General features: G+C 71.8%; 19 protein-coding genes and 3 pseudogenes. 5 read left to right on the forward strand and 17 right to left on the reverse strand.

Features of this window, described 5'->3' with window-relative positions; all coding sequences use genetic code 11:
• The first annotated feature begins 254 nt into the window (after positions 1-254).
• Positions 255-812 (forward strand): RICIN domain-containing protein, encoded by a 558-nt coding sequence (locus HUV60_RS18735; protein ID WP_257848408.1) that lies wholly within the window; start codon positions 255-257, stop codon positions 810-812.
• 172 nt (positions 813-984) lie between these two features.
• Here HUV60_RS18735 and HUV60_RS18740 read toward each other — a convergent pair whose 3' ends face one another.
• From HUV60_RS18740 to HUV60_RS18775, 8 genes and pseudogenes are all read right to left on the reverse strand, one after another.
• Positions 985-2,634, reverse strand: a complete 1,650-nt coding sequence (locus HUV60_RS18740) for an ISAzo13 family transposase (protein WP_443047343.1) — start codon at positions 2,632-2,634, stop codon at positions 985-987.
• A gap of 266 nt (positions 2,635-2,900) precedes the next feature.
• Positions 2,901-3,794 (reverse strand): annotated as a pseudogene (locus tag HUV60_RS18745) (IS256 family transposase); the annotation flags it as partial.
• Positions 3,795-3,941: 147 nt separating this feature from the next.
• Positions 3,942-4,339, reverse strand: a pseudogene (locus tag HUV60_RS18750) (transposase); the annotation flags it as partial.
• 265 nt (positions 4,340-4,604) lie between these two features.
• Positions 4,605-4,964 (reverse strand): ASCH domain-containing protein, encoded by a 360-nt coding sequence (locus HUV60_RS18755; RefSeq protein WP_257848409.1) that lies wholly within the window; start codon positions 4,962-4,964, stop codon positions 4,605-4,607.
• Positions 4,961-6,076 carry a hypothetical protein gene (locus HUV60_RS18760; RefSeq protein ID WP_257848410.1) on the reverse strand — a complete coding sequence of 372 codons (1,116 nt, stop codon included), beginning with the start codon at positions 6,074-6,076 and terminating at the stop codon, positions 4,961-4,963. The genes HUV60_RS18755 and HUV60_RS18760 overlap by 4 nt, the downstream gene beginning before the upstream one ends.
• A 649-nt stretch (positions 6,077-6,725) precedes the next feature.
• Positions 6,726-6,866 (reverse strand): hypothetical protein, encoded by a 141-nt coding sequence (locus tag HUV60_RS18765; protein ID WP_257848411.1) that lies wholly within the window; start codon positions 6,864-6,866, stop codon positions 6,726-6,728.
• A gap of 278 nt (positions 6,867-7,144) precedes the next feature.
• Positions 7,145-7,491: pseudogene (locus tag HUV60_RS18770) on the reverse strand (helix-turn-helix domain-containing protein); the annotation flags it as partial.
• A 345-nt stretch (positions 7,492-7,836) separates the two neighbouring features.
• Positions 7,837-10,527 (reverse strand): helicase C-terminal domain-containing protein, encoded by a 2,691-nt coding sequence (locus HUV60_RS18775; RefSeq protein ID WP_257848412.1) that lies wholly within the window; start codon positions 10,525-10,527, stop codon positions 7,837-7,839.
• Between the two features lie 119 nt (positions 10,528-10,646).
• On the opposite strand from HUV60_RS18775, the gene HUV60_RS18780 reads away from it, so the two are divergent.
• Together HUV60_RS18780 and HUV60_RS18785 are read left to right on the forward strand one after the other, a co-directional pair.
• Entirely contained in the window at positions 10,647-11,735 is a 1,089-nt protein-coding gene (locus HUV60_RS18780) for a hypothetical protein (RefSeq protein WP_257848413.1), read from the forward strand.
• 527 nt (positions 11,736-12,262) lie between these two features.
• Complete coding sequence (locus HUV60_RS18785) at positions 12,263-12,898, forward strand: HAD family hydrolase (protein WP_257848414.1); 636 nt, start codon at positions 12,263-12,265, stop codon at positions 12,896-12,898.
• Positions 12,899-13,407: 509 nt separating this feature from the next.
• Here the strand turns inward: HUV60_RS18785 and HUV60_RS18790 are convergent.
• Both HUV60_RS18790 and HUV60_RS18795 read right to left on the reverse strand, forming a co-directional pair.
• Complete coding sequence (locus tag HUV60_RS18790) at positions 13,408-14,733, reverse strand: IS4 family transposase (protein ID WP_257848416.1); 1,326 nt, start codon at positions 14,731-14,733, stop codon at positions 13,408-13,410.
• Positions 14,734-14,908: 175 nt separating this feature from the next.
• Positions 14,909-15,166, reverse strand: a complete 258-nt coding sequence (locus HUV60_RS18795; RefSeq protein ID WP_257848417.1) for a hypothetical protein — start codon at positions 15,164-15,166, stop codon at positions 14,909-14,911.
• Between the two features lie 163 nt (positions 15,167-15,329).
• On the opposite strand from HUV60_RS18795, the gene HUV60_RS18800 reads away from it, so the two are divergent.
• Complete coding sequence (locus HUV60_RS18800) at positions 15,330-15,713, forward strand: cold-shock protein (protein ID WP_042169034.1); 384 nt, start codon at positions 15,330-15,332, stop codon at positions 15,711-15,713.
• 537 nt (positions 15,714-16,250) lie between these two features.
• Here the strand turns inward: HUV60_RS18800 and HUV60_RS18805 are convergent.
• The 7 genes from HUV60_RS18805 to HUV60_RS18835 all read right to left on the reverse strand — a co-directional run bounded on the left by HUV60_RS18805 (position 16,251) and on the right by HUV60_RS18835 (position 24,107).
• Positions 16,251-16,910, reverse strand: a complete 660-nt coding sequence (locus HUV60_RS18805; protein WP_257848418.1) for a response regulator transcription factor — start codon at positions 16,908-16,910, stop codon at positions 16,251-16,253.
• A gap of 113 nt (positions 16,911-17,023) precedes the next feature.
• Positions 17,024-18,739 carry a sensor histidine kinase gene (locus tag HUV60_RS18810; protein WP_257850149.1) on the reverse strand — a complete coding sequence of 572 codons (1,716 nt, stop codon included), beginning with the start codon at positions 18,737-18,739 and terminating at the stop codon, positions 17,024-17,026.
• A 412-nt stretch (positions 18,740-19,151) separates the two neighbouring features.
• Positions 19,152-19,964, reverse strand: a complete 813-nt coding sequence (locus HUV60_RS18815) for a transposase domain-containing protein (protein ID WP_331462006.1) — start codon at positions 19,962-19,964, stop codon at positions 19,152-19,154.
• 40 nt (positions 19,965-20,004) lie between these two features.
• Positions 20,005-20,925, reverse strand: a complete 921-nt coding sequence (locus HUV60_RS18820) for a 1,4-dihydroxy-6-naphthoate synthase (RefSeq protein ID WP_257848420.1) — start codon at positions 20,923-20,925, stop codon at positions 20,005-20,007.
• Positions 20,915-21,619 carry a futalosine hydrolase gene (locus HUV60_RS18825; RefSeq protein ID WP_257848422.1) on the reverse strand — a complete coding sequence of 235 codons (705 nt, stop codon included), beginning with the start codon at positions 21,617-21,619 and terminating at the stop codon, positions 20,915-20,917. The genes HUV60_RS18820 and HUV60_RS18825 overlap by 11 nt, the downstream gene beginning before the upstream one ends.
• Before the next feature lie 92 nt (positions 21,620-21,711).
• Complete coding sequence (locus tag HUV60_RS18830; protein WP_257848423.1) at positions 21,712-22,209, reverse strand: DUF2703 domain-containing protein; 498 nt, start codon at positions 22,207-22,209, stop codon at positions 21,712-21,714.
• Positions 22,210-22,658: 449 nt separating this feature from the next.
• Positions 22,659-24,107 carry an MFS transporter gene (locus tag HUV60_RS18835; RefSeq protein WP_257848425.1) on the reverse strand — a complete coding sequence of 483 codons (1,449 nt, stop codon included), beginning with the start codon at positions 24,105-24,107 and terminating at the stop codon, positions 22,659-22,661.
• Between the two features lie 408 nt (positions 24,108-24,515).
• Between HUV60_RS18835 and HUV60_RS18840 the strand changes: the two genes are divergently transcribed.
• A complete protein-coding gene (locus HUV60_RS18840) occupies positions 24,516-25,460 on the forward strand; it encodes a DUF3027 domain-containing protein (protein WP_257848426.1) in 945 nt (314 codons plus the stop codon).
• Positions 25,461-25,836 lie beyond the last annotated feature (376 nt).

The raw sequence follows: 25,836 nt of genomic DNA on the forward strand, positions 1-25,836 counted from the left end.
GGTGGATCCAGGGAACCGTCGGCCGAAATGCCGAGTCCAGTAGCACCCACTCCGAGCGGAACGCCTGGTCGGCGCTACGCAGGGCGCCGCCTTCGACGCACGAGTCCGACCTTGTCAGGAAAGCGATTTCAGTCGAGATGATCGAACGCTCTAGCGAGATCGTCGCCAAGCCTGATTGAGTGCTCTCGGTAACACCTAGGGCACCCACAGCAAGAAGACAAAGCATGCGTATCAGATGCCCCAAGAAGGTTCTCGTGGCCGCTCTGGCCGGAACGCTGATGGCGCTGGCCAGTCCCGCCATCGCGGACACCCAGCCGTCGAACAACCGTGAAATGAAGCCCGTGGCGCTTCGGGACGTCAGGGCTGCATCCGCAGATGGCAAGTCCCTGGCTGCCGCGCAATACGGAATCGCGAACAAGAAGTCCGGGAAGTTCCTCCAGCCCTTAGGCGGCAGCTCCGCCAACGGCACCAAGGTCGTTCAGCAGCCCTTCAACTCCAGCTCCTTGACGCAGGTGTGGGAGCGGCACGAGTTCGGCGACTTCCTCACCTTCGAGAACTACAACGGCCTCAACCTGGGCATCGACCGCGCCAGCACCGCCAACGGCGCGGCCGCCATCATCGCAAACCCGGCCGGCGACCAAAACCAGGACTGGAAGCAAGTCGCCCGCGACGAGTACACCTTCGAACTGCGCAACCGCAAGAGCGGCAAGTGCCTGGGCATCGACCGCGCCAGCACCGCCAACGGCGCGCAGGCCGCCCAGTTCACCTGCGACAGCGGCGATGCCAACCAGGGCTGGGGATACTTCCAGTAGTCAGAGGGCAATTCATCTAAATCAAACGCCCTCTCAGAGCGGACAGTCTGAGACCGGCGGAGAATAAGTAGCGTGTTCCACAAGGTCACATTACTGGCCGGATCGCCACAAGGCGCTGGAAGCAGGTCACTTGTTCATCGACGGGTCCAGTCTACTTGGGGCCGTCGATGAATTAGTGGGGCGTTTCTCGTTCACGGTCTGCGGCTGTCGCGTGCATGACGTAGTTGGCGAGGTCGCTGGGGTCGACCAGCCGGGCGGGGATGGGTTCGGAGTGGTGGCCGAGGTCCTCGAGGTGCGGTCGGACCTGCTTGATCAGGCATCTCATCTGGTTCTCCCCGATGCGGAAGAGGTAGGAGATCAGCGAGCAGGACAGGCCGCGTTGGTCGAGGACGGCGGCCCAGATGATGTTCTCCGTGGTCATCTTGCGGTGCCGGGGCCGCTCCTTGGACGGCAGGGTGTCCAACCGGTCGCGGACGCCGGCGGTGAGATCGTCCAGGTCGTGGCGCTCGAGGCCGGTCAAGAGGGGGTGGGTGGCCAGGGCTGCGCCGAAGGTGTGCGCGGTGCGGGGGTGGGATCTGGGGCCGGGCGGGTGGAGGGGGACGTCGGGGATGCCGGGCTGGGGCGGGATCGTGTAGTTCCACTCCCCGTGGAAGTCGTCGGGGCGGATCGTGAGGGCGGCTGCGTGCTGTTCGCTGATCTCGATTCCGGTGGGATAGTTGCCGGTGTCCAGGCGGGCGGTCACGGTCAGTCCGGTGCGGGTGGTGGTCGCCGAGATGAGGTTCAGGACGGTTTCGTAGCTGGTCAGCGGGTGGGCGCGCCAGTTGAGGGAGATGAAGGAGAACAGGCGGTGCTCGACCCGGTTCCACTTCGAAGTCCCGGGAGGCAGGTGGCACACGCTGATCTGAAGGCCGGTCTCGGTGGCGAGAACGGCGAGGTTGGCCTTCCACGCCTTGGCGCGGGAGCTGTTGGAGCCGCCGCCGTCCGCGGTGATCAACAGTCGTTTCGCGTGCGGGTATGCTGCCCGGCCCTCCTCGGTCCACCAGCGGCGCAGGCTGGCCACGGCGAAGGCGGCGGTGTCGTGATCGGTGCCCACCACGACGAAGCCGGTGTTGCGGGCCAGGTCGTAGATGCCGTACGGGATCGCGGTGCCGGTGGCGTGGGAGGGGAAGTCGTGGTCGAGGACCTTGACCGGAGCGCCGGGCGGGGCCCACTCCCGACCGGGCCGGGCGAACAGCCCGATCTGCTCCTTCTTCTTGGTGTCCATGCTGATCACCGGGTCACCGGCCTTCAGGAAGTCGGCCACCGTGGCGTTGAGGTGTTCGAACTGCGCGTCCCGATCCGGGTGGTGGCTGCCGGCCAGGACCCGCGCGTTGCCGCGCAGGCTGAACCCGGCCGCCTTCAGCAGGGCCGCGACGGTGTCGCGGCCCACCTTCCTGCCCTGGGCGGCGAGCTCGTCCGCCAGGCGGCGCAACGACATCGTCGTCCACGGCAGCGGCCTCATCGGGGCGCCCTGCGTGTTGTCCTCGACCAGCTCCAGCAGGGCCGGCACCAGGCCCGGGTCCTTGTCCGCCAGGGCCGGGCGGCCCGCTCCCGGCCGTCGTACCCGCCCGTCCGGCTCCGCGTCGGCGTCGAGTTCGGCCAGGCCCCGGCTGACACAGCCCTTCGAGACCCCCGCGGCTCGCGCCACCGCAGTGATCCCACCATGCCCCAGCTGCCGCGCCTCCGCGCCGTAGAGGATCCGGCGCTGCCGCTCGTTCAGATACGGCGTCACCGCCTCAAGCTTCGCCCGTAACGACCCCGTCAATCCATCAAAGCGCCTCATACCACACCAACGAGCCCAACTACCCCAAGCAACCCGCTAATTCATCGATGGCCCCCAGGACATCTCCTGACCAGACATTCATCGACGGCATGGGCCGGCGCCCCACACCGAGCACAGATACCCCTGTGCTGACCTGCACCGAACTCTCAGCTCATGCCGCAGGACTGCAGCAAGCGGGAAGCGTGCTGGGTTCGAATAGTCAGTAAGTGCCCCTATAGGGGCGTAACGGGTGTGTCAATTTAACTGCTGATCTTGGTTGTTGAGGTTCAGTTGTTGGCCGGGGTGAGCCGGCCCTCGAAAGCGGTCTGGCAGGCGTGGAGTGGCGCCTTCCAGCGCATGGTCCACCGCTTGCGGCCCTTGCCGCCCGGGTCCAGGCTCATCAGCGCCGTGTAGACGCACTTGAGGGCCGCGGCCCCGTCGGGGAAGGGGAAGTGGCCGCGGGCGCGGACGGCCTTGCGGATGCGGGCGTTGACGGACTCGATCGCGTTCGTCGAGCAGATCACCTCGCGGATCTCGACGTCGAAGGAGAGGAAGGGGACGAACTCGGCCCAGGCGTTCTCCCAGAGCCGGATGACCGCCGGATACTTCTTGCCCCAGGCTTCCTGGAACTCGCTGAACCGCCCGGTCGCGGCGGCCTCGTTCGGGGCCGTGTGGACGGGCTTGAGCGCCCTGGCCATCCTGTCCCGGTCCTGATGGGCCGCATGCCGGAAGCTGTTCCTCAGCAGGTGAACGACGCAAGTCCGGACAACCGTTCGAGGCCAGAGTGTCTCCACGGCCTCGGGCAGGCCCTTCAGCCCGTCGCAGACCAGCATCAGGACGTCGTCAACACCCCTGTCCTCGAGGTCCGTGAACACGCTCAGCCAGCACTTCGCGCCCTCGCCTCCGTCACCGGCCCAGATCCCCAGGATGCCCCGGTGCCCCTCGGCCGTGACCACCATCACAACGTAGATCGGACGGTTCGCCACCTGCCCGTCCCGGATCCTCACGTCGATCGCGTCCACGAACAGCACCGGACAGACGCGGTCCGGCGGCCGGTTGGACCATTCCGCCATCCCGTCCATCACCTTGCCCGTGATCGTGGAAACCGTGGCCTTGGACACGCTCGCGCCGTAGACCTCGGCCAGGCGCGCGGAGATCTCACCGCGCGTCAGCCCCTTCGACTCTGCTGCTCAATTCGGCGAGCGATCACGTGCCGTGCTTTCAGGGCTCGGCCGCGCCCGGCCTGCCTGCATCTGCGACGCGCTCTGAAGGCCGTATCGGCACGGCGTCATCACGCCGGGTAATTGCGCAGCAGAGTCCCCTTCACGGACAAAGACAACACCATCCCGTCCACGCCGGACAGGCACCGCTGCCGCTTCTTGACGATGGCCGGCCCGAACGCCCCCGCCACATCCCGGGGGACCTCCACCCCGACCGGGCCGACATCGGTCGGCACCGTCTTCGCCCGGGTCCCGCTGCGGGAGTTGCCGCCGCCCCGGCCCCCGGCGTCGTGCTTCTCGTGGCCGAGGCGATCGGTGATCCCGCCCTCCAGAGCGGACTCCAGGACCCGCTCGGTCAACTGCTGGAGCAGCCCGCCCTCCCCAGCCGGCTGCAGCCCCTCGCTGCGGGCCCGGTCCACGAGCATCGCAACCAACTGCTCATCACTCGCCGGCACGGCCACCACCGGCTCGCTGCCCGGTATCCGCTCGATGGTGATGTCGCCCATCTGGCGTCTCCTCGATCATCGGATCCGCCGTTCAGTGAACACTCCCCAGCCGCACCCGCGTTCGAGCACGCCGACCGCCCCGGTACCATCGGCACCGGGGTCCTGACCAGAGATTCCAAGTCCGGACCACCCCGGATCGCTGTCCAGGCTGAGGGGTGGTCCGGTCTCTTCTTGTGGGTGTCCGCCGCCCGCAGCACGGGCACGAGCGGTGGACGCCAGGAAGCCGCAAGCAGTCCCCTCGGGGGGCGGGGGCCGTGCGGCGGGCTTACCGGGGCGGCAGCTCGATTTCGATGGCGAGCGCGCCGAGCGCTTCCTTCTCCGCCGGGTAGATATCGCGGATGTTGGCGAGCTGCTGCTCGCGGGGGGAGGCCGGGTTGACGTTCGCCGGGCCCTCCCCGTCAAGCAGTTCCTCGAACGACTTGTACTCCGTGACCCGCTTCACCAGGACGTCACACGTCTCGTCGGTGCCCTTGATGCGGAAGCGGATGATGTCTCCAGCGGCCAGGTCTTCGAGGTGGGGGTACTTCACCCGCACCTCGATCGTCTTCTGACCAGCGGCGACCAGGTCGAAGTAACGCCGATAGAGGTTCAGTTCACGGACGCGCGCGGCGGCAGTCTCAGTCATGGGGCGGGAACGCTCCTTGCTGTTGCAGCGGACATGAGCTGGCCGAGTTCACCGGCCGAGTACGAGCGGAAGAAGTGGCGTGGGTCGGCGAGTAGCACGTCGGTCAGACCGAGAAGACGATCGACGTACTCTCCCAACGAGCCGGGCCACTCGCGGGTGTCGAGCATCCACGGGGCCGCACCGCCGGGCAAGGGCGCGCGCCCCTCGCGGATGAGGGACGTGGACAGCTTCGCGCCCGTGTCCGTGACGACCTGGGGGCAGAAGAGCCGGGCGGTCATCTGTCCGCGAGTGAGACCCACGGCCTGTAGGGCGCCGTCGACGAGAAGACAGCCGGGCATCCAGTCGCTGCCCTTGACCATGACGTACAGCGTGCCTCGCGCTCCAACGACCGCCAGTTCCTTGACGAGGTTCCGGTACAGCGTGGCGAGGTCGAGGTAGGCACCGCTCAGGGGTTCGATGACGACCTCGTATTCGCCGTGGTGCAGGCACACAGCCGAGATGGTTGCCCGCTCGAAACCGTCGTCACGGACGTGGGTGCGCTCGGCGTACTTCTCGGCCCACCCGCAGCCAGGGCGAGGGCAGGGAACACGAACGTGTGGCACGCCGGACGACGGAGACAGGTGCCAGCGTGCGGCGTCCAGGCGGGGCAGCAGGAGCAGCCAGGTACGGCGGAAGTGCTCGCCTGCCTGCTGCTGGCTGTAGGTCTCGACGGAGTACGGCACGTCCAGGCGCTCGGACAGCGCGGTGAACAGCGGGCGGTACAGCTTGTCGACCTGGTCAGCGATGCCCACCTCGCCCAGGACGTGGGCGTAGGCCCGCTGGTAGCGGTGACCGGTCTCCTTGTCGGTCACGATGGCGTACGGGGCGTTGTCGAGTGCGCCGAACTGGACTTCAGCCGGTACGCCGAACCTGTCCCGGATCCGGGCCGTCATGGCGAACGTGAGCGACTGAACCAGCGACGTGCCGACGTGCGGTGCTCCGTTGATCTGCGTTCCCACCACGAACACGATGCGCTCCGGAACCACCTGGGCGATGTGCGGCCTCAACAGGTCCTCAGCATTCGTCAGCGCGTTGGCGAGCACGGTGTTCGGCGATACGGGATAGATGGTCACCGCGTCTTCCCCTCGGTAGATGGGCAGGACAGCGCCGCAGAGCGGCGGGTGTGCGTTCAGCGGTTCAGTGCGATTGCGTGGTGGACCCGCCCCCGCGCCGGGGGGAACCGGAAATGACGCGGGGGTGGGAGTCATCGGGTCGGACGACGCCCGCGGGGACGTCTGTGACGGTCCGCCCTCACCGAGGGGTGGAGAAGCTCCCCGGCCAGGGCAGGATGCTGAGGAAGGCGAGGCCGGCGAGTCGGCAGCGGGTACACGCGGAGGCAGTACCGAGCGTCGTAGTCCGCCACGGCGAACACGAAGACGCGGCCTGCTGCGAGGGCTCGAAGGGCTTGCTCGTACGCCGCATCGTTGTCCGCCCACGCACGTAACGCGACATCAGGACGCGGGACTTCGGGGCCCGCAAGGAGGAGCGGTGCGTCACGCAGACCCGGGGCCTCGAAGCCCGGGGACAGCAGACGCGCGAAACGGTGCGCGGACGCTCTCAGCCACCGTGCCGCGAGGCGTGGGGAACGGCCGCGACAGGTAGTGAGCAAGACCTCGCGGGAGCCGCTGACGTCGTAGGCGGTGACTTCGCAGCGGAATGCGACGGGGGGTCGAACGAAGGAACGTGCAGAGGTCGGTGGGGCGAGCGTCAGCACGTCCCGGCTCACCGCCGACGATCCTGAGCCGATTCCCTCGCCTTGATCGTGCGGCCGAGCTGGTTGTAGTACAGCTCTACTTGCGCAGGGGTGAGGACGAGCATCGACTCGCAGACGCCGCCGTCCTCGTAGTGGACGGTCACCGCCATGGTGGCTTGCTGTGCACGCGGGTCGTACACGGCATCGCGCTTGGGTGTGGCTCCTTTGGAGGGACAGGCTGAGCTGGGCATTTGCCGGTTGGGCTCGACTGCCGGTCGTGGAGATCCTTTCGGAACCAGCAGGTCACGCCCGCGCGTCGCATCAAGATCGACAGCGCGGAGGGTGCCGGTCACCGCGTGACCCGCTGTCGTGGTCGAGTCGATCACTCGGGCGTGCCTCAAGCCGCAGTTCACGCAGCTAGGGCCGTCCCTCCAAAGGAGCCACACCCAAGGCGGGTCGTTTCCTGCCACAGCTGACCGGCTGGGCGGGGGGTTCCGTCGAAGACGGGAGCGAGGTCGTAACGGCGCAGCTCGCGCATGATTGCGGCGGCAGACACCTGCCATTGATTCTCGGCTGGGGTGGTGCTGTTGTACGGACGCCCGATCAGGTCGTTCGGGTGTACGTGCAGTTCCGAGGCGAGCAGGTTGAGCAGGCCGACGCGGTCGAGTTCGATGTGCCCGCGTTCCATCTTGGACACCCAGCCCTGTGTCTTGCCCAGGGCGGCAGCGAGGTCGGCTTGCGTCATGCCGAGGCGGAGCCGTGCGCGACGGCCGTCTCTTCGGCTTCTTCCAGCATCAGCGCGCCCCCCTAGGGGTGAGGCGCCGGCGTTCCAGCGGGCGGCGAGGAATCGTGCTCCATCCATCAGGGCTTGTCCCCTTGACGGTACCCAGGTCGTGGGGCGGGTGTGGAGTGCCTAGGTCGGGAAGTAGCAACCTGCGCGGTTTGGACACCGACCAGGCAGACCGCTCCACAGCTCGGACCTATCCGCTAGTGTGTGCATCGCGACTGATCGTATAGACGATGAGCGGACCATTCACGCGCGGCTGCCTTTCTGTGACGGGCTCGGCACGGGCACAGCACGGCCAAACGTCCAGTTTGCCTGATCGCCCGCCGCCCGGGGGGGCGGGGGCGGAGCGGGCTTCAGCTCTCGTCGTCCGCCAGTTCCGCGACCCCGGTGATCCGGTGCAGCGGGTACGTCCACACCTCGTCGGCCGTGTGGTCGTACGCGGTGACGAAGCCGCCCTCGACGCGGACCGGTGCGATGACGCGCCGGCTGGCGGTGCCCTCGGCGTTGACGTAGCCGATCCACAGTGCCTCGCCGGTGAGGACGGCGGCCTGCAGGGTGGCGAGGGTCTCGGCGGCCCCGGTGCGCGGCAGCGCACCGCTCCCCGCCCCGGGACCGTCCGTCTCCCCGGCCGTGGCCCTGCGCGGGGCCGTGGCGGCGAGGTCGCCGGCGCGGACGGCGCGGACCGCCGCCGTGAGGAGGGTGTCGTCGGGCACCGGCGGCCCCTCCGGGACCGGCTCGGGTGCCGTGCGCGGAGGGGTGCGGAGGGCGTCGGCGCGGGTGATCAGGACATCGCCCTCGGCGGACTCGGCGGCCGGCGCGAACCCCATCCGGCGCAGTCCCTCCAGCAGGCCGGCCGGATCGGCCTGCGCGGCCAGCACGGTCGGCGCGAGCCGGCGCAGGCCCAGTCCGGCGGCCCGCTTGTCGGCGAGGATCTCGTTCAGCATCGCGTCGTCGTCGCAGCGCACGTAGGCGGAGGCGGCGCCCACCCGCAGATGCCCGTGTCGGCGTGCCACGTCGTCGATCAGGTACGTCAGCGGCTGAGGCACCGGCGTACGGGAGTGCGCGGCGAGGAAGGCGTGCAGGTCGGCGGCGGCCCGGCCGGCGTCCAGGGCGCGGCGTACCGAGCCCGGCGTGAACCGGTAGACGGTCGCCCCGCCCTTCGACTCCACGTCCGCCAGCACCCCCAGCATGTCCGCGAGCGGCCGCTGGAGCGGGCCGGGCGCGACCGCCGTCAGGTCGGCCTGGAGCAGGACGTGGTCCAGCGGTTCGGGCAGCAGTGGGGCGAGCAGCCGGGCGGCGGAGGAGGATGTGGCGGCCTGCTCGGCGGAGGTGAGGGCGGGGGAGAGCGAGGGCGAGGCGGGGGAGTCCGGGTGCGGGACGGACGACCGGTGGTGGTGGTGGACGGGGAGACGATCGCCCGGACCCGTCGATTCCGACTCCGACGCGGATCCCGACTGCGACTGCGGCCCCGAGCCCGACTCCGGCGCGGGGGCCGTCCGCCCCGCCCGTGCCTTCGGCGCGGGCAACCCGAGGAGGGCCCGTCCGTGCGCGGACAGTGCGCCGCGGCCGGTGATGCCCAGCATCTCGGCCTCGGCCAGCGTCCACCGGGCGAGCCGCGAGCGCAGATCCTCGTCCTCGCCCGAACCCCCTCCGACGGAACCGGAACCGGCCGCGCCGCCCGCCGGGCGTGGCGGACGCTCCCACCGCAGTCGCTCCGACACCGACCCGGAGTCCGGCGCCGCCCCCTCCGGCAGCCCCGCCAGCAGCGCCAGCACCCGGCGCCGCACCTCGGGCGCCGCCGACCGGTCGAGCCCCGGACCCAGTGCCGCAAGGGTGTGGTCCTTCGCGTCCCGTCCGCCCACCAGTCCCGGCGTCCGGGTCGCCGCCAGCCACGCCGTGGCGAGCGTCGTCCAGCGCTCGGCGGCGGGCCGCTCGAGCCAGGGGTCGTACGCCGGGGTCGCCGCGTACCGCTCGTCGGCCTCACCGTCGGAGGCCACCAGCCCGGTCACATACGCCAGTTCGACCCAGAACGCGGCGACCGTCTCGGGCACGTCCAGGGCGACGGCGGTCCGCTTCAGGTCCCGCAGGCTCAGCCCGCCGGACCGCAGTACCGCCGGGCCACCCCCGTCCCAGTCCTTCAGCAGCTCCTCGACGGTCGCCAGTGCCGTGTACGCCTGCCCGGCCGCCGTCGCGTCCACCACCTGTGGAGGGTGCGTGGCCGCGGCCCCGACCGGCGGCGGCACCGGCTCCGTCATCCGGTGCGCCCGCCCGCCGCGCAGATGCAGCGCCACCTCCCGCGGCAGGACGACCGTCCCGGGAGCGGTCGGCAGCAGCAGGCCGCGGTCCAGCAGCCGGCGCAGCCGGGTCGCCGGATCGGCGGTGACCTGACCGTAGGGCGGCCCCCAGACCAGCCGCTCCAGCACCTCCACCGACTCCGGCGGCATCTCGGCCAGCAGCGCCGCCATCCGCACCCGGTCCGTGAACAGCCCGGTCAGCGCCGCCACGGCGGAGACCGAGTCGTGCGTGGAGGGCAGCCCGACCGTCGTGACGATCTCCTGGATCCGCCCCGGGGACATCCCGGCCGTCGCCTCCCGCACGGTCGGGCCGAGGCCCGTCGGCGAAGGGTGCTGCGGGGACGGGGAGAGCAGCTCCCGGGCCGTACGGACCAGCCGCAGCCGGTCGTCGTCGCCCCACACCAGCGCCTGCTCGCGCAGCGTCCGCACGGCGCCCGGCAGCGCGGCGGACACCGCCGGGTCGCCCTCGTCGCCCGCGAGCAGCCCGAGCAGTTCGCCGTACGGCGCCGGATCCGCCGCCACGGCCAGCGCCTGCGCGGTCTGCATCGTGAACCGGTCCAGCCGCTCCAGGGCGCGGACGACCGAGGCGCGCATACCGGCCCGGGTGGCCAGCTGGGTGAGGTCGGTGGGCACGGGCGTGACGAGATCCGGCCGGCTGCGCAGGAGCGCGGCAAGCCCGGCGTCGTCCCGTGCCCGGAGCGCCTCCGCGAGGGATCGGGGGGCCGCCACGGGCTTCTCCTCGGTGCTCATCCGCATCACCGTAGCGGGTGGATCCGCCGGTGGGGTGCGTGGAGTTGGGCCGGCCGGCCGGACTCGCGGTACCGTCGTGCGACGTCGTCCGCCAACGCATCCGCCCCGGAGGGGACTTCGTGGGTATCGAGAGTGACCAAGTCGTCTACGAGTATCTGAGCCGCGTCGGCGACGTGGCCCAGCAGCGGCAGCTGCCGTCGGCGACCCGCATGCGTCTGGTCGCCGGGCTGCGGGACGAGATCGACCGGCGCCGGGCGAAGGCCGTGGTCGACTCCCCGGCGGCTGTGCGCCGCATCATCTCCCGCATGGGCACCCCGGACGAGGTCGTGACGGCGGCCTCTTCCAGGACGTCCGGCGGTACCTCCGACAGCACCTCCGGCACCGAGGAGGCGGCTTTCGGCACGGAGGGGAACGGGGGCGCCACCCCGAGCAAGCCCGTGCCGGCCCCCGCCGCGGTCCCCGTCCAGCGGGTCGGCGACCGCGGTCGGCGGGCGAAGAGCGTCCTGCGCAGGGCCGTCCCCCGCCCCCGTCCGGCCGACGGCCCGCCCGCCACCCCTGCCCCTCCCTCCGGACCGTCCGCGCCGCACCGGGCCGGGATGGACGAACTCGGCGACAGCGCCACGCAGCCCGACTGGTGGCGGACGGACAGCAGCCCCTTCGGCGTCGGCGACGAGGTCCCCGGCTTTGTCGGCGGCGTGGAGATCCCCGAACTGCTCAAGGCCCCGCCGGCCACGGACGACGCCCCGGGCGCCGACAGGCGGCCGGACGGACCGCGCGGAAACGCCCCCGCCCCCGTCGTCGTCGAGGCCGGGAACGCGAAGGAGAAGACCGGGTCCGCCTTCCGGTGCCGGCTTCCGCGCCTCCCGTCCGGCGGCCGGAGCAACCCCCTGCTCCTGGTCGCCGCGGGCCTGCTGGTCGTGGGCGCCGTGCTCGGCAACTGGTTCGCCCTGCTCCTCGGCTGGGTCATCGTCTCCGCCTCGCGCCGCCTCAGCCAGGCCGAGATCAAGTGGGCGGTCCTCGTCCTGCCCGGTCTCGCGATCGCGGGCGGAGCCACCTGGCTCTGGGGCAGGACCGGGGGACGCTGGGGCACCCCCATCGCCGACGGAGCCCTGGACGAGGCCGTCCAGGAGACCTGGCCCTGGGTGGTCAGGGCCGCCGCCGTCGCCTCGGCCCTGTTCCTGACCTGGCGCTCCCAGCGTCCCCGCTAGGCCCGGTGGCGAGCGTGACGCCTGCCGTGCGACGCCCGACAGGCGTCACGCTCGCCGCACCCGCGCCGCCCGGAAGCCCGGGTACGCCCGCCCGGCGGGAGGGTTTCCGGGCGGCGCGCCGGGAGCACGCTCCCCGAGCTCTCGGCCTGGCCCGGGCAGGAGACCTCCATGGCGCCGCGCGGCCGCCCCGCGGGCGACGACGCCCCTTTCACAGCAGGCCCTGGACCTGTCCGGCGGATCGTCCTGGAGAGACGAGGTCGTCCCGCACGCCCTCCCCTCCCGAGCTCTTCGGCCAGGGGGTCCTCCGGTGGCGTTGGGCCGTCCCACGCCGCCCCCCGGCCAGCTCCCGCTCGAGCGGGAGGAACCCCCATGGCGTCACCTCCCTCCTCGGCCTCGCAGCCGCACGGGCCAGACCCCGCTCACCCGGGCTGGACAGCCGCCGCCGGTTTCCTCCGCCCCGACCTGCCGGACAGACCTCGGGGCCGGGGCCGGTCGGTTGTTTGCGTGCGCTGGGCACAATGGTGGGTATGGCCTCCACGACCGCGCTCCCGCCCACCGTCGGCTTCGACCTCGACATGACGCTCATCGACTCCCGACCCGGTATCCGCGCCTGTTACCAGGCACTCTCCGAGCGGACCGGGACCCACATCGACGCCGATCTCGCCGTCACCCGGCTGGGACCGCCCCTCGCGGACGAGCTGATCAACTGGTTCCCGGCCGACCGGGTCGACGAGGTGGCCGACCTGTACCGGGCGATGTACCCGACGTACGCCATCGCCGCCACGCCCGCGCTGCCCGGCGCCCGCGAGGCCATGGCCGCCGTGCGCGAGGCGGGCGGGCGCGCCGTCGTCGTCACCGCGAAGTACGAGCCGAACGCCAAACTGCACCTGGCCCACCTCGGCATCGAGCCGGACGCCGTGGTCGGCAACCTGTGGGCCGAGCAGAAGGCGCCGGCGCTGCGCGAGCACGGCGCGGGCGTGTACGTCGGCGACCACGTGGGTGACGTACGCGGCGCGCGGACCGCCGGCGCACTGTCCGTCGCCGTCGCCACCGGCCCCTGCGACCCCGCGGAACTGCGGGAGGCCGGCGCGGACGTCGTCCTCACCGACCTGACCGAGTTCCCCCGCTGGTTCTCGGCCCACGCGGCCGGAACCCGGGCCTGATGCGTGGCGGCGCGTGCCCGGCCCCAGCCCCACCGAAACGGTGAGGTCAGGGCACCGTCAAGAGCGACGGCCCGGGTCTCGCGCTCCGGGCCGTCGCCCGACGTGCCGCCCGACGAGCGCACGTCCGCCTGTGGCCCGCACCCGTGCGCGGGCCACAGGCGGTCCGTTTCCGTCAGCGGAGCCCGCGCGAGACCAGCAGGCCGCACGCGTCCGTCACGCTCTCACACGCGGCGTCGCCCGCGGCCAGTACGGCGCGATCGGTGTCGGTGAAGGCGGGCTTGCCAACCTGGCGTTGCAGGGCTAGCTCCATCCTCCGCGGGTCACTCTTTTGCACAGCCTCCGGGCTGGATCGCGGTCCTGAAGCGATCGTGCTTCGGCGGGTTCTGCACCGCGGACCGCTGCGCTGATCGGTGGCTGACCAGCTGTGATCAGTTGATCTTCCCGAACGGGTGACCTGCGGAGGACGGAGCTAGCGGCAAGGCCGTGAAGTTTGCGGCTGGGTCAGGTTGTCAAGGGCCTGCAGGTGCCAGGATTTCGATGCCGGTGGTGGCCTTGTAGTTGGTCCGGTCGATGCGGGGCCCTCGCGCCTGGTACTTCGAGATGGCGCGTTTGACGATGCGGGGGCTGACTCGCAGTCGCCGTGCGGGAAGCAGGCCGGCCAGGACGTGTCGGCCGATGGTGCCTGCGAGGTCGATGACGGTGTCGGCGATGACGCCTGCGGCCAGGATGACCTGGTCGCGGGCGGCCTGCCACGCGATGGAGAAGCCGGCGCGGTCTGGATCGGTGCCTGGCCGGGTGCTGGTGGCGTCGGCCATTGCGGTGCGCAGTAGCTGGTAGACCACGAGCAGGGCGTAGATCTCCTGGTCGATGCCCTCGGGTGTGCGGGCCCGCAGGACGCGGCTGCCGAGGATGGTCGACTTCAGTTCCAGGTAGGCGGTTTCGATCTCCCAGTGCTGGTGGTACAGGGTGGCGAGTTCGGCTGCCGGGTGGCGGTGGTGGTCGAGCAGGGTGGTGGCGAGCCGGTAGAGGCCGGTGTGCTTCCCGGCGGCGGTGGTGATGGTGATCTCGCAGTCGACGACGCGCACGCATGTGGGGCCGAGCATGGAGAGGTAGGAGCCGTCCCGGTAGCGGGTCAGGACGGGCATTCTGCGGCCGTTCTTGAGCCGGACCAGGACACCGGCACCGGTGGCGGCGATGTCGGCCACCAGCTTCTGGGCGGCGAAGTTGCGGTCGGCGAGCAGGATCATCCCGGGACGCAGGCTGGGCAGCAGGCGTGGTGCGTAGGTGGTCTCGCCCGCGGTGGTGGGGCCGAAGACCGCGTCGATGAGGGTGCGGGTGCCGCAGGCGACCAGGGCGAGCAGGCGGACCTGCGGGTATCCGGTCCCGCCGTGGTTGCCCGCTTGCTTGCTGAACCTCGTCAGGACGGCGGGGGTGTCGGGCACGGTCAGGATGGTGCCGTCGAGCGCGACCACCGGCAGCCCGCGCCACCACACACCGGCGGTGCCGATGCCGGCGGCCGGGCCGCGCAGCAGGTCGAACAGCCACCGCAGCGGCTTCGCTCCGACGCGTCGGCGGGCCTGGGCCAGCGCGCTCGCCGAGGGCGCGGCGAGGGGCAGGCCGGCCAGCGCGCCTGTGAGCTTGCGCCACACGCCGGGGTATCCCGCCTCCGGGAACAGGCACGCGGCCAGGGTCAGATAGACCACGACCCGGGAGGGCAGATCCCGCAGCCGGGCCTGGACTCTCCCTGTCGCGCGCAGGGCCTCGTCGACCATCTCGAAAGGTAGGAGTTGGGTGAGCTCACCGAGATGACCGGGCGCAAACCGGCCTCCAGCCACCGTGACGACACGTGTGATGGCAGACTGTCCGGACAGCGGAGCCTCCGGTCTTTGTGAACGGCTTGTCTTGGTCGACTGCCAGTTCTACCGGGGCTCCGCTCCTCATGTCCGGCGAAAACGGAGCTTACGGCCCTCTGGACAACCCAGCCTGAGCCTTAACTTCACGGCCTTGGGGCTAGGCCTGCTTCGCGGCGGCGCGGGCCTGACGGCGTCCCGCCGCGGCCGAACGCAGCACGCCGACGCCCGCCATCAGGAATCCGACGCCCATGAGCATGCTCAGTACGAACATGTACGTCGGAAAGGCGTCGATTTTGAGGAACAGCGGTGCCACCGTGACCAGAGTGGCCACAGCGCCGATGATGAAGACGATGCCGCCGGCACGGACCAGGCCGTCTCCGGGAGCCGGGGAATTCGCTTGGGTTTTGTCAGCCACCCGACCAGGGTAGTTCCTGGCGCGAGGGAACAACCCGGCGACGTCTTGTCACCGGCCCGAAGACCACTAGCCTTGGTTGCGGCGGGTCACCGGGACCCGCCTGAGCGCTATCAAGAGCCGTTTCAGAAGCAGTTTTCCGACGAGTACGAGGACGAGGACGGTCGTGCCCACCGGCAAAGTCAAATGGTTCAACAGTGAGAAGGGCTTCGGCTTTCTCTCCCGTGACGACGGCGGGGACGTCTTCGTCCATTCCTCGGTGCTCCCCGCCGGCCTCGAGACGCTCAAGCCGGGCCAGCGCGTCGAGTTCGGCGTGGTCGCCGGGCAGCGCGGTGACCAGGCCCTGTCCCTGACCGTCATCGACCCGACCCCGTCGGTCGCGGCGGCCCAGCGCAAGAAGCCCGACGAGCTGGCCTCCATCGTCCAGGACCTGACGACCCTGCTGGAGAACATCACGCCGATGCTGGAGAGGGGCCGCTATCCGGAGCGCACCTCCGGGAAGCAGATCGCCGGCCTTCTGCGCGCCGTCGCGGACCAGTTGGACGTCTAGCCCTCCCTCATGCCGGTGACTTAGATCCCTGCTGGTGACGTGGCGTCCAGGCGGTGCCTGGACGCCGTGCCCCGGCCAGGTCGGGCCCGAGCCGGACGAGCGGTTGCCGGACCGGATCGCGGTCGGGCTGCCGACGCGTACGTTTCCACCGGAGTCGGTGGGTCGGATGGTGGCTCGGTGCGGGCGGCGCAATCGGCTGCTGCCGCCGCCGAGGGTGGTGGTCCGCTTCGTGCCGACGATGTGATCATGAGCAGCGGTGACGTTCAGCAGGTGTCAGGTGTCGGCTGTCTACGATCTTCCGGTGTGGACGGGACGAGCCCTTCGTACTGTCCACGGTGTGGCGGCGCAGCGCCCGTACGGCGTCGGCCGGCACACGCCGGGCCCACCTGCGCCGTGCCTGGCCCCGGGCCGCCCACCGGCCCGGTGGGCGGCTCTGCGACACGCGACCTTGACGCATCGACGCGCGCTCTGCGGGCCTCCGTCCAGCGACGGCTGCCCACCGGGCTCGGAGGATCCACTCCGACCCGCGCCGGCGGATCAGGACGTGGGCCCCAGCCCCGCGTCCCGTGCCAGCAGCGCCGCCTGCACCCGGTTCGCGCACCGCAACTTCGTCAGGATCCGGCTGACATACGTCTTCACCGTCGCCTCGCTCACATGGATCCGCTCGCCGGCGTCGGCGTTGGACAGCCCCTCGCCGAGCAGTCCGAGCACCTCGAGCTCCCGCTCGGTCAGCGTCTCCAGACGCCGCCGCGCTGCCTCACCGCGCGCCGCGGCCTGCCCCGACGCGAGCGAGTCGACCACGTGCCGTGTGGCGGCCGGCGACAGATACGCGTCTCCGGCCGCGGCCGCCCGCACCGCCTGGATCAGCTCGTCGGGCGCCGAGTCCTTCAGGAGGAATCCGGCGCCGCCATGGCTCAGTGCGCGCAGCACGTTCTCCCGTTCGCCGAAGGTCGTCAGGATCAGCGGCCGGACGGACGGCGCGGCCCGCCGCATCTCGGCCAGTGCGGACAACCCGTCCAGCACGGGCATCTGGATGTCGAGCAGGGCCACGTCGACGGCGTGTGCCCGGACCAGATCGACCGCCTCGCGGCCGTTGCCGGCCTCCGCCACGACGTCGATGTCCTCGGCGGAGGTAAGGATCATCCGAATGCCTGCCCGGATGAGCGGTTCGTCGTCCGCGACGAGGACCCTGATCACAGCTCTCCCGCAAGGCTTCCGGCGACAATGAGCAAGACAACCGCCGCGTCGCGTCTCCGAACGGCGCGGCGGTCGAACACTCAACCATACTCAAGGCAACTCACGTCCCGGGACTATGTCTTGACCATGTAGGACCGCTTCTGGACCAGCTCCCCGTCCCGGAAGCAGAAGCGGAAGACTAGCTCCTCGTCCAGACCGTCCGGCATCTCCGTCGACAGGAGGACCAGGCATGCCGCGCCCTTCGGCTTCGCGGGCCCTCCGCCGTCCAGACCCTCGGTCAGGAACGACTCACCGTCCGGCAGCTCACCCCGCACGGCCGACTCGGCATCGCCGACCCGCACCGAGTGGTAGACCGACGGTTCGATCATGGCCCTGCCGCTCTCCTCCATCAGCTCGCGGATCCCCACGACGGCCAGCGCCCCGAGAGCGACGGCAACCAGCAGTGCGCTGCCGCACCCGATCACGAGGCCCTTCTTCCTGCTTCCCATGGCGATGTCGAGCTCCTTCTGCCTGTCCGGCGGACCGGACCAGTCGATGACCGCTCCACCGTCGCCGGACAGCGCCCCGTCGCTCTGCCCCCGGAAGTCGTTCTCCGCATCGACGAATGTCGTTGCGGCCCACCCCGAGCCTGCCCGACCCGGGCCGCCGTCCGGCGCGTGCGGCCGCCGGGACCCGTACGGCAGTACGCCCGCGACCCGGAAACCGCCGTCGGCCGCCGGCCCGGCGTGCACCATGCCGCCGACCAGCCGGGCCCGCTCCTCCAGCCCGGTCAGCCCCTGCCCTCCGCTCACCACGATCCGCTCACCACCGGCCGTCGCGGGTACCGGCCCGTTGGCGACCTCGGCCACCAGCGAGTCCGGCTCGTATCGCAGTTCCACGACGATCGAGGTCCCCGGTGCGTGCTTCAACGCGTTGGTCAACGCCTCCTGCACGATCCTGTACGCCGCATGGTCCGCGGCGGGAGCCAGCGGCCGTGCCTCGCCCGTGCGCCGCAGTTCCACGGCCGCCCCCGCGCCCCGCGACGCCTCCACCAGGCCGTCGATCCCCGCCACGCCCCGGGCCGCGGGCTCCGCGTCGTCCTCGCGCTCCTGCGCCTGCGTACCGTCGCGCAGGATGCCGACGGCCTCGCGCAGTTCGTGCATCGCCGCCCTGGCCGCCTCCCGCAGCACCCCGACCGCCTCGTGCTGTCTGCTCGTCAGATCCCGGTCCACCTCCAGCGCGCCCGTGTGCACGGCGATCAGCGCCAACTGGTGGCCGAGGCTGTCGTGCATGTCCTGGGCTATCCGCTGCCGCTCCCGCAAGCGCGCGTGGGACGCGATCATCTCGCGTTCACGCAGCAGTTGGGCGTTGTGCTCATGCAGCGCGTGCAGGAGCGTGCGTCGTTGGGTGCGGTAGCGGCCGGCGAGGCCGGGCACGACGGCCGTCGCCAGGAACGCGAGCGTGGCGAACAGCAGCACGTGCAGCACGTGCAGCGCGGACAGGGCGGACACGGACAGGGCGGACATCTCCTGCTGGACGGACAGCCCCGCATAGAGCACGTACGAGGCCGCGAACGACGCGAGCGCCCGCCGCGGCGCCGCGACCCTCGGGCCCGCCGACCAGCCCGTGACCGTCAACAGAACCCAGAAACCGCTGAGCAGGCCGGTGACCGCGCCCGTGAACACCAGCACGCTCGCCGGGAACACCCGTCGCAGCAGAGACATCACAGCGGCGGCCACTGCCACGACGGCCATCCACAGCGCGCCGTCGCCCCGTGCGCCCAGCGCCGCCGACAGGGCCACCACCAGAGCCAGGACCACCTCGGCGACGATCTGCCGCCGGGACCACATGTCCGCCACGACCAGGTGTTTCCAGATGTCGCGGGCCGTCATCGTCACATTCACACGCCAACGGTAGGTGTCAACGCCCTTGCTTGAAGCATCCGTTCGTCGCACCGGTGTCCGACGAAAGTCGCATCGTCCGGCCGTGCGGGGAACGACCGACGGCGGCAGCACGGCGCATCGGCCGACCGGCAGCGTCGGGACGGACCGCACGAACACCCCCGAGAGCGATGTGGGCCCTCAGCAGTTCCCCAGCAGTTCCACCAGCGGTTCCTCATCCCGCGGAAGGTGACGCCGACGGCCGGTCACCACCACCACCACGGTCGGGGCAGGCGCTGCCGCGGACGCCCGAGCCGTCGCCGTTGGTCGCGGCGGACCGCGACTTCCGGGGACTGCTCTCGGCCGCCGCGGTGACGATGGTTCAGCAGAGCAGGCGCAACGCCCAGCAGCGCACGACCGGGCCGGGCAAGAGACGACGAGCGGGAGACACCACGTGGACAACGCGCAACTGCAGGCACACGAGCGGTTCGACGTCCGGCAGAGAACGGCCCTCATGGCCAACCGGTACGTGGTGACCGTGGCCCGTCCGGACGGCTCCGGGGACGAGGTCGTCGCCTTCGCCCAGCAGGAATGGGCGACACTCAAGGAAAAGGTGAACATCTACACCGACGAGTCCAAGGACCACGTCCTGTGCAGCTTCGAGGCCCGCCAGATCCTCGACGCCGGCGCCGTCTACGACGTGCGGGACGAGGCGGGCGACATCATCGGGTCGTTTGCGGATGCGGCTCCTCTGCGGGGAGGGCTGAGCAGGGCAGCCGACTGGTCGCCCGGTGACCGGTGGTGTCGTGTGGCCGGCGGTGTCGTCCTCCGCCGTTTCGCGCGGGAGCGAGGAGACGCCGGACGTGCCCGCCGACCGTCTCCGACCGGTACGAGCCGTCGGGAAGTTCCTCACGCACCGGCGGCACCTGGTGGGGGCGGATTCGTCACAGCAGGTCCGTGCCGCCGGCACGGAACAGACCACCGCCCGCGGCGGGAGCAGCCGACTGCGCCGCCCCTTTCGCCCGCGCCGAGCCACCACCCGATCCACCCACTCCGGTGGGAACGCACGCGCCGGCAACCCGACCGCGGTCCGGTCCGGCAGCCGCTGCCCGTCCGACCCGGGCTCGACCTGCCCAGGACGCGGAGTCCAGGCACCTCCCGGACTCCACGTCACCAGCAGAAACCCTTGAGCCACCGGGAGGGGAGGGCCGGCCCTTGACCGTCCGCGCCCGTGCCTACGGGAACCGCAGTGCGTCCGGGCCGAGGGGCGGGACCAGTCCCTCGGCCGCCGCCCGTGTCAGCAGGCCCCGCACCGCCGCGTAGCCGTCCTCGCCGAGGTCGGCGGTGAACTCGTTGACGTACAGGCCGATGTGCTGGTCGGCGACGGCCGGGTCCATCTCCTGGGCGTGCTCCATGACGTACGGGCGGGTCGCCTCGGGGTCCTCCCAGGCGGCCCGTACGGAGGTGCGGACCGAGTCGGCGAGCCGGGTCAGGGTCGCCGTTCCGAGGGACCGCTTGGCGATGATCGCGCCGAGCGGGATCGGCAGCCCGGTCGTCCGCTCCCAGTGCTCGCCCATGTCGGCGAGCTTGCGCAGCCCGTAGTTCCGGTACGTGAAGCGCGCCTCGTGGATCACGAGTCCCGCGTCGACCTTCCCGTCCCGCACGGCCGGCATGATCTCGTGGAACGGCATGACGACGATCTCGCCGACCGGGCCGGGCAGGGTGTCCGCCGCCCAGAGGCGGAAGAGCAGGTACGCCGTCGACTTCTCGCTCGGCACCGCGACCGTACGGCCGCTGAGGTCCGTCCCCTCCTCCTGCCGCGTCAGCACCAGTGGGCCGCAGCCCCGGCCGAGCGCGCCCCCGCAGGGCAGCAGGGCGTACTCGTCGAGGACGTAGGGGAGGGCCGCGTACGACACCTTCAGCACGTCGAGCTCGCCGCGCTCGGCCATGCCGTTGGTGATGTCGATGTCGGCGAAGGTGACGTCGAGCGCGGGCGCGCCGGGGACGCGGCCGTGCGCGAGGGCGTCGAAGACGAAGGTGTCGTTGGGGCAGGGGGAGTACGCGATGCCGAGCGGGCGGCCGTCGGTCACGGACCCACGCTCGCCGGACTCGCCGGACTCGCCGGACTCGCTGGGGTTACGGGGTTCAGTGGTCATGCGGGTTCCAACTCTCCAGGACGGGCGCGAGCTTCCCGAACCCCTCGGTGAGGGCGGTCAGGGCGTCGCCGATGCGCCAGGCGTCGCGGTCGCGCGGGCCCACGGGGTTCGACACCGCCCGGATCTCCAGCACGGGCACGCCGTGCGCGGCGGCGGCCTCGGCGACCCCGAAGCCCTCCATGGCCTCGGCGAGCGCGCGGGGGTGCCGGTCTTTGAGGTGTGCGGCGCGGGCCGCGGTACCGGTCACCGTCGACACGGTGAGAACGGCGCCGGTGAGGGCACCGGCCGCGGCGGCCGCGCCTCGGACCAGGGCGGCGGGGGGCAGGTGGGTGACGGTGCCGAAGCCGAGTGCGGTCACCGGCAGGAAGCCGTCCGCCGTCTCGGCGCCCAGGTCGGCGGCGGTGATCTCGTCGGCGACGACGAGCGAGCCGACGGGCGCGTGCGGCGCGAAACCGCCGGCGATCCCGGCGGAGACGACGACGTCGTAGGGGCGGCCCGACAGGGCGGCGGCGGTGAGGGCGGTGGCCGTGGAGGCGGCGGCGAGGGCCGGTCCGACACCGGCGGCGAGGACGTCGGGGCCGTCGGCGATCCCGACCACGGCCGCCCCGGCCGCCCCGGGCAGCGCGACCTCGCGCACGGCCCCCGGGAACGCCCCGGCCACCGCGTCCCGCTCGGCGGGGACAGCGGTGGCCACGAGGACCCTGCCCCGGGCCCCCGGCCCCGTACGGGCGGGGGGCCCGGGGCAGGCGGACGGACCGGGGCCGCTCGGGCCGTTTCCCGGGATGATCAGGCGTCCTTCTTCAGCCGGAAGCTCCACAGGCCCGTGGCGTCGTTCTCGCCCTCCTTGACCGACACCAGGGTCGAGTCGCCCTGGGCGCCGTACTGGGCATTGAAGAACACGCTGCCGGGGATGGTGCGGTAGGTCTTGGTGCTGGAGTCGGTCAGCGGCTGACCGTTCATCAGGATCGTCCAGCCCTTGTCGGCGACCTCCGGGTCGACACCGAAGCGCACGGTCTCGTCCGGGTCGACCGTGATCTCCTCGACGTCCTTGTTCTGGAGGCACTTGGAGAGGTCGGCGGTCTTCAAGGCCTCGCCCTTGCCACCGCAGGTCGCCTCGGAGCTCACCGAGGAGCTGCCGACGGTGAGGGTGGACATCGCCGTCGGCTTGTCACAGGCCGACAGGACGAGCAGTCCGGCGGATACGGCGCCGACGGTGGCGACGGCACGGCGGCGTCGCACGGCGCGGGCACTCGGAGCGGCTGCGCCGCGAGGCAACGTGGTCATGGGCGAAAGGCTATCGGGCACGCCCCACCCGTTCCCCACGTGGGGGTACGGCGTGGCCGGAGCGTTACGCCACTCGCGCGCGAGCCTTTCCGGGAGCAGGGCAGGGACCGGTCCGGCGGATGCGGGCCGGGGGCCGGTGCGGGTGCCGCTGCTGGGGGCCGTGTCACCCGGATGTCCGCCCCTGCCGTATGCCGGCCGGGTCCACGCCACCAGTGTGCGTGAGCCGTCGCAGGGCAGGGCGGGGCAGGTCAGGGGGGCCGGTGCGGGTGCCGCTGCTGGGGGCCGTGTCACCCGGATGTCCGCCCCTGCCGTATGCCGGCCGGGTCCACGCCACCAGTGTGCGTGAGCCGTCGCAGGGCAGGGCGGGGCAGGTCAGGGGGGCCGGTGCGGGTGCCGCTGCTGGGGGCCGTGTCACCCGGACGTCCGCCCCTGCCGTATGCCGGCCGGGCTCACGCCACCCGCGCGCGTCCGCTGCCTTTGCCGTGCCGGGCCGAGCCGATCAGGCCGCGGACGGTGGTCAGCCAGCCCGTGGCGACGATCGCGGCGCCCACCGCCAGGCCCAGCGACCCGATCAGCGGCATCGCGATGCCGATCGACCCGCCCAGCACCCACGACATCTGGAGCAGCGTCTCGGAGCGCGCGAACGCCGACGTACGGACCAGTTCGGGCACGTCCCGCTGGATCAGCGCGTCCAGGGAGAGTTTGGCGAGCGCCTGCGCGAACCCGGCGATCCCGGCCAGGCAGGCGATCACGACCGCGCCGAACAGCGCCGCCGCGGTGATCGCCGCAACGGCCACACAGGCCACCACCGTCACGATGATGATCTCCGGCGCGCGGGATCTCAGCGAGGCCCCGACGGCCGTACCGAGCGCGTTGCCCGCGCCCGCCGCCACTCCCACGACGGCCAGGGACACGGCGGCGCTCTGCCCGCTCATCGGATGCTCGCGCAGCAGGAACGCGAGGAAGAAGATCAGGAACCCGGTCAGACAGCGGATGGACGCGTTGGCGGCCAGTGCGTGGGTGACGGCCGGGCCGACCGTGCGCAGGCCGGGCCGCTTGACCGGCTTGAGGTGCGGGCCGTGCAGATGCTCCTCGTCCGCCGCGAGCAGCGCCGTGTCCTCCCCCTTCGCGGAGTCCACCTTCGACGGCAGCGTGAACGACAGCACCGCCCCCGTGACGAACAGGACGAACGCCCCGTACAGCGGCCAGCGTGGCCCGATCTGGTGGAGGCCCGCGCCGATCGGCGCCGCGATGCCGGTGGCCAGCAGGCCGCCGAGGGTGACCCGCGAGTTGGCCTTCACGAGCGAGAACGCGGGTGGCAGCAGCCGCGGCACGACGGCGCTTCTGACCACCCCGTACGCCTTCGAGGAGACCAGCACGCCGAGGGCGGCCGGATACAGCTGGATGCCGCCGGTGACGACCGCTCCGGACAGCACCAGGGCGAGGATCGCGCGGGCGAGCATCGCGCCCGCCATCGCGGCCCGGCGGCCGTGCGGGAGGCGGTCCAGGAGCGGGCCGACCACCGGGGCCAGGAGCGTGAACGGGGCCATCGTGATGGCGAGGTAGAGGGCGACCCGGCCGCGGGCCTCGTCCGTCGGCACGGAGAAGAAGACGGTGGACGCGAGGGCGACGGTGATCATGACGTCGCCGGCGCCGTTCACCCCGTGCAGTTCGATCAGTTTGCCGAGGCCGGACTCGCCGGCGCCGTGCGCGTGGGTGGCCCGGCGGATTCCGCGCGCGGTCCCGGTCACCGGGAGGCGCAGACCGCGCCCGAGCGCGCGCAGCGGGCCGCCGGCCCGGCTGGCCCCGACGCCTCGGCCCTTTTTCGGACCCTTCACCTTGACCCCGTCGGTCTCACCGGTCCCGGTGGCGCCCTGGGGTGTCCTAGCGGTAGCCACGACGTTCATAGTGCCCCGATATGGCGGTACGTAGTGCCGTAACCGTGGTGACGGCTCCGGCACGTGCCGCTGTCCGGCGGAACGCCCCGGTGGCGAGGGGCCCGTCGACCGTCCGCCACGCGGTGCGGCAAGGGCGTTGTGCGTGGGTGTCGAGGATCTCGTGGGCATGGCGGGGGCGACGGGGGGACGGGACGGATTCCGGCGCGCGACGGCCCGAGAACCACCGTCGGTGTAGGCCATACGCACGCGAGAAGGTAGCGTGCGTATCTCAGCCATCCCGCAGAATGGATGGAGGCGCGCCCGAGCACGAATCGGCGCGGACGTCGACGCGGTCCTCCGGTCCGCTCCGTCCGCCCCCGCGCTGGGAGTGGCGCACACGTGAGACGGCGTAGGAGAGAAGCGATACCTGTGAGCGCAGCGACAACGCGAAGCCGCACCCCCGACCGCCTGTGCGCCGAGGCGGTCGACCTCGCCCGTGCCGCCGCCGAGGAGGCCGCCGCGCCCGGGGTCGTCGGCGAGCACGAGGGGCTCGTCTCCGAGGGTGACCGGGTCGTCACCCACTTCTTCGCCTGCCGTGAGCTCGGCTACCGGGGCTGGCGCTGGGCGGTCACCGTCGCCCGCGCCTCCCGCGCCAAGCTCGTCACGGTGGACGAGGCGGTCCTGCTGCCCGGCCCCGACGCACTGCTCGCACCGGAGTGGGTGCCGTGGAGCGAGCGACTGCGCCCCGGCGACATGGGCCCCGGCGACCTGCTGCCCACCGACGCCGAGGATCTGCGGCTGGAGCCCGGCTACTCGGGTGAGGACGAGCCGGCCCCGAACTCGACGGTCGCCGCGGCCGCCTCGGTCACCGGGGAACTCGCCGAGCTGGTGGAGGCGGAGGACGCCGAGATCGCCGGGGGCTCCCCGGCCGACCTGACGATCGCACCCGCCCGCGGCTCGATCGCGTCGGTCGCCGAGGAACTCGGTATGCGCCGCGCCCGGGTCCTGTCCCGCTACGGCCTGCACATCGCCGCCGACCGCTGGGAGGAGGCATTCGGCGCCAAGACCCCGATGGCGCAGGCGGCGCCCGCCTCCTGCGTGAGCTGCGGCTTCCTCGCCCGCATCGGCGGTTCCCTGGGCCAGGCCTTCGGCGTGTGCGCCAACGAGTTCTCCCCGGCCGACGGCCGCGTGGTCTCTCTGGCGTACGGCTGCGGCGGCCACTCCGAGGCCGCGGTCATGCCCAGTCCGCCGCAGCCCGCTCCGCCGAGGATCGACGAGACCCGCGTCGACCCGTTCCCGCTCCGCCCGGCCCCCGACTCGGGCTCGGTTCCGGCGGCGGAGGACTCGGCTTCGGCGGACCTGGGTCACTCGTAGGGGGCGTACCGGGCTTGAGGTGCCCCCGGCGGTGTGGGCACTCCGGCAATGGATCTTGTTGATCCGAGGAAGGGTGCCCTGGTGGGACGTCAGTCTCCGTGTCGGGAGGAGTTCGGGAACGATGTGGTGGTGTTGTACCGCGCTGCGGGCGGGAAACGCAGGTACCCGGCGGTCGCGGCGGATGCCGGGGGGACCGGCGGGGCCTTGCGGAGCCGGGTGCGCCAGGGCGACGAGCAAGCGGGCCGCAGCCGCAGCGACCGGACCGGGGAGAGCCGGGAGGGGGAACTGGCCCGGTCGCTGCGGCTGCGGGCGGGGAACGGCCGGCTGCGCAAGGCCGAGAAGGGGAGGGGAACGCGAGCGGGAGATCCTGTGCCGG

Origin of the sequence: Streptomyces sp. KMM 9044, assembly GCF_024701375.2 — a bacterium.
Lineage (GTDB): Bacteria > Actinomycetota > Actinomycetes > Streptomycetales > Streptomycetaceae > Streptomyces.

Bases quoted from the DNA above. Each gene is read 5' to 3' on its own strand.
- HUV60_RS18785 (WP_257848414.1), top strand. From the start codon at position 12,263: ATGGCCTCCACGACCGCGCTCCCGCCCACCGTCGGCTTCGACCTCGAC.
- HUV60_RS18740 (WP_443047343.1), bottom strand. From the start codon at position 2,634: ATGAGGCGCTTTGATGGATTGACGGGGTCGTTACGGGCGAAGCTTGAG.
- HUV60_RS18755 (WP_257848409.1), bottom strand. From the start codon at position 4,964: ATGACTGAGACTGCCGCCGCGCGCGTCCGTGAACTGAACCTCTATCGG.
- HUV60_RS18820 (WP_257848420.1), bottom strand. From the start codon at position 20,925: ATGACCACTGAACCCCGTAACCCCAGCGAGTCCGGCGAGTCCGGCGAG.
- HUV60_RS18765 (WP_257848411.1), bottom strand. From the start codon at position 6,866: ATGGCGGTGACCGTCCACTACGAGGACGGCGGCGTCTGCGAGTCGATG.
- HUV60_RS18830 (WP_257848423.1), bottom strand. From the start codon at position 22,209: ATGACCACGTTGCCTCGCGGCGCAGCCGCTCCGAGTGCCCGCGCCGTG.
- HUV60_RS18810 (WP_257850149.1), bottom strand. From the start codon at position 18,739: ATGTGGTCCCGGCGGCAGATCGTCGCCGAGGTGGTCCTGGCTCTGGTG.
- HUV60_RS18775 (WP_257848412.1), bottom strand. From the start codon at position 10,527: ATGAGCACCGAGGAGAAGCCCGTGGCGGCCCCCCGATCCCTCGCGGAG.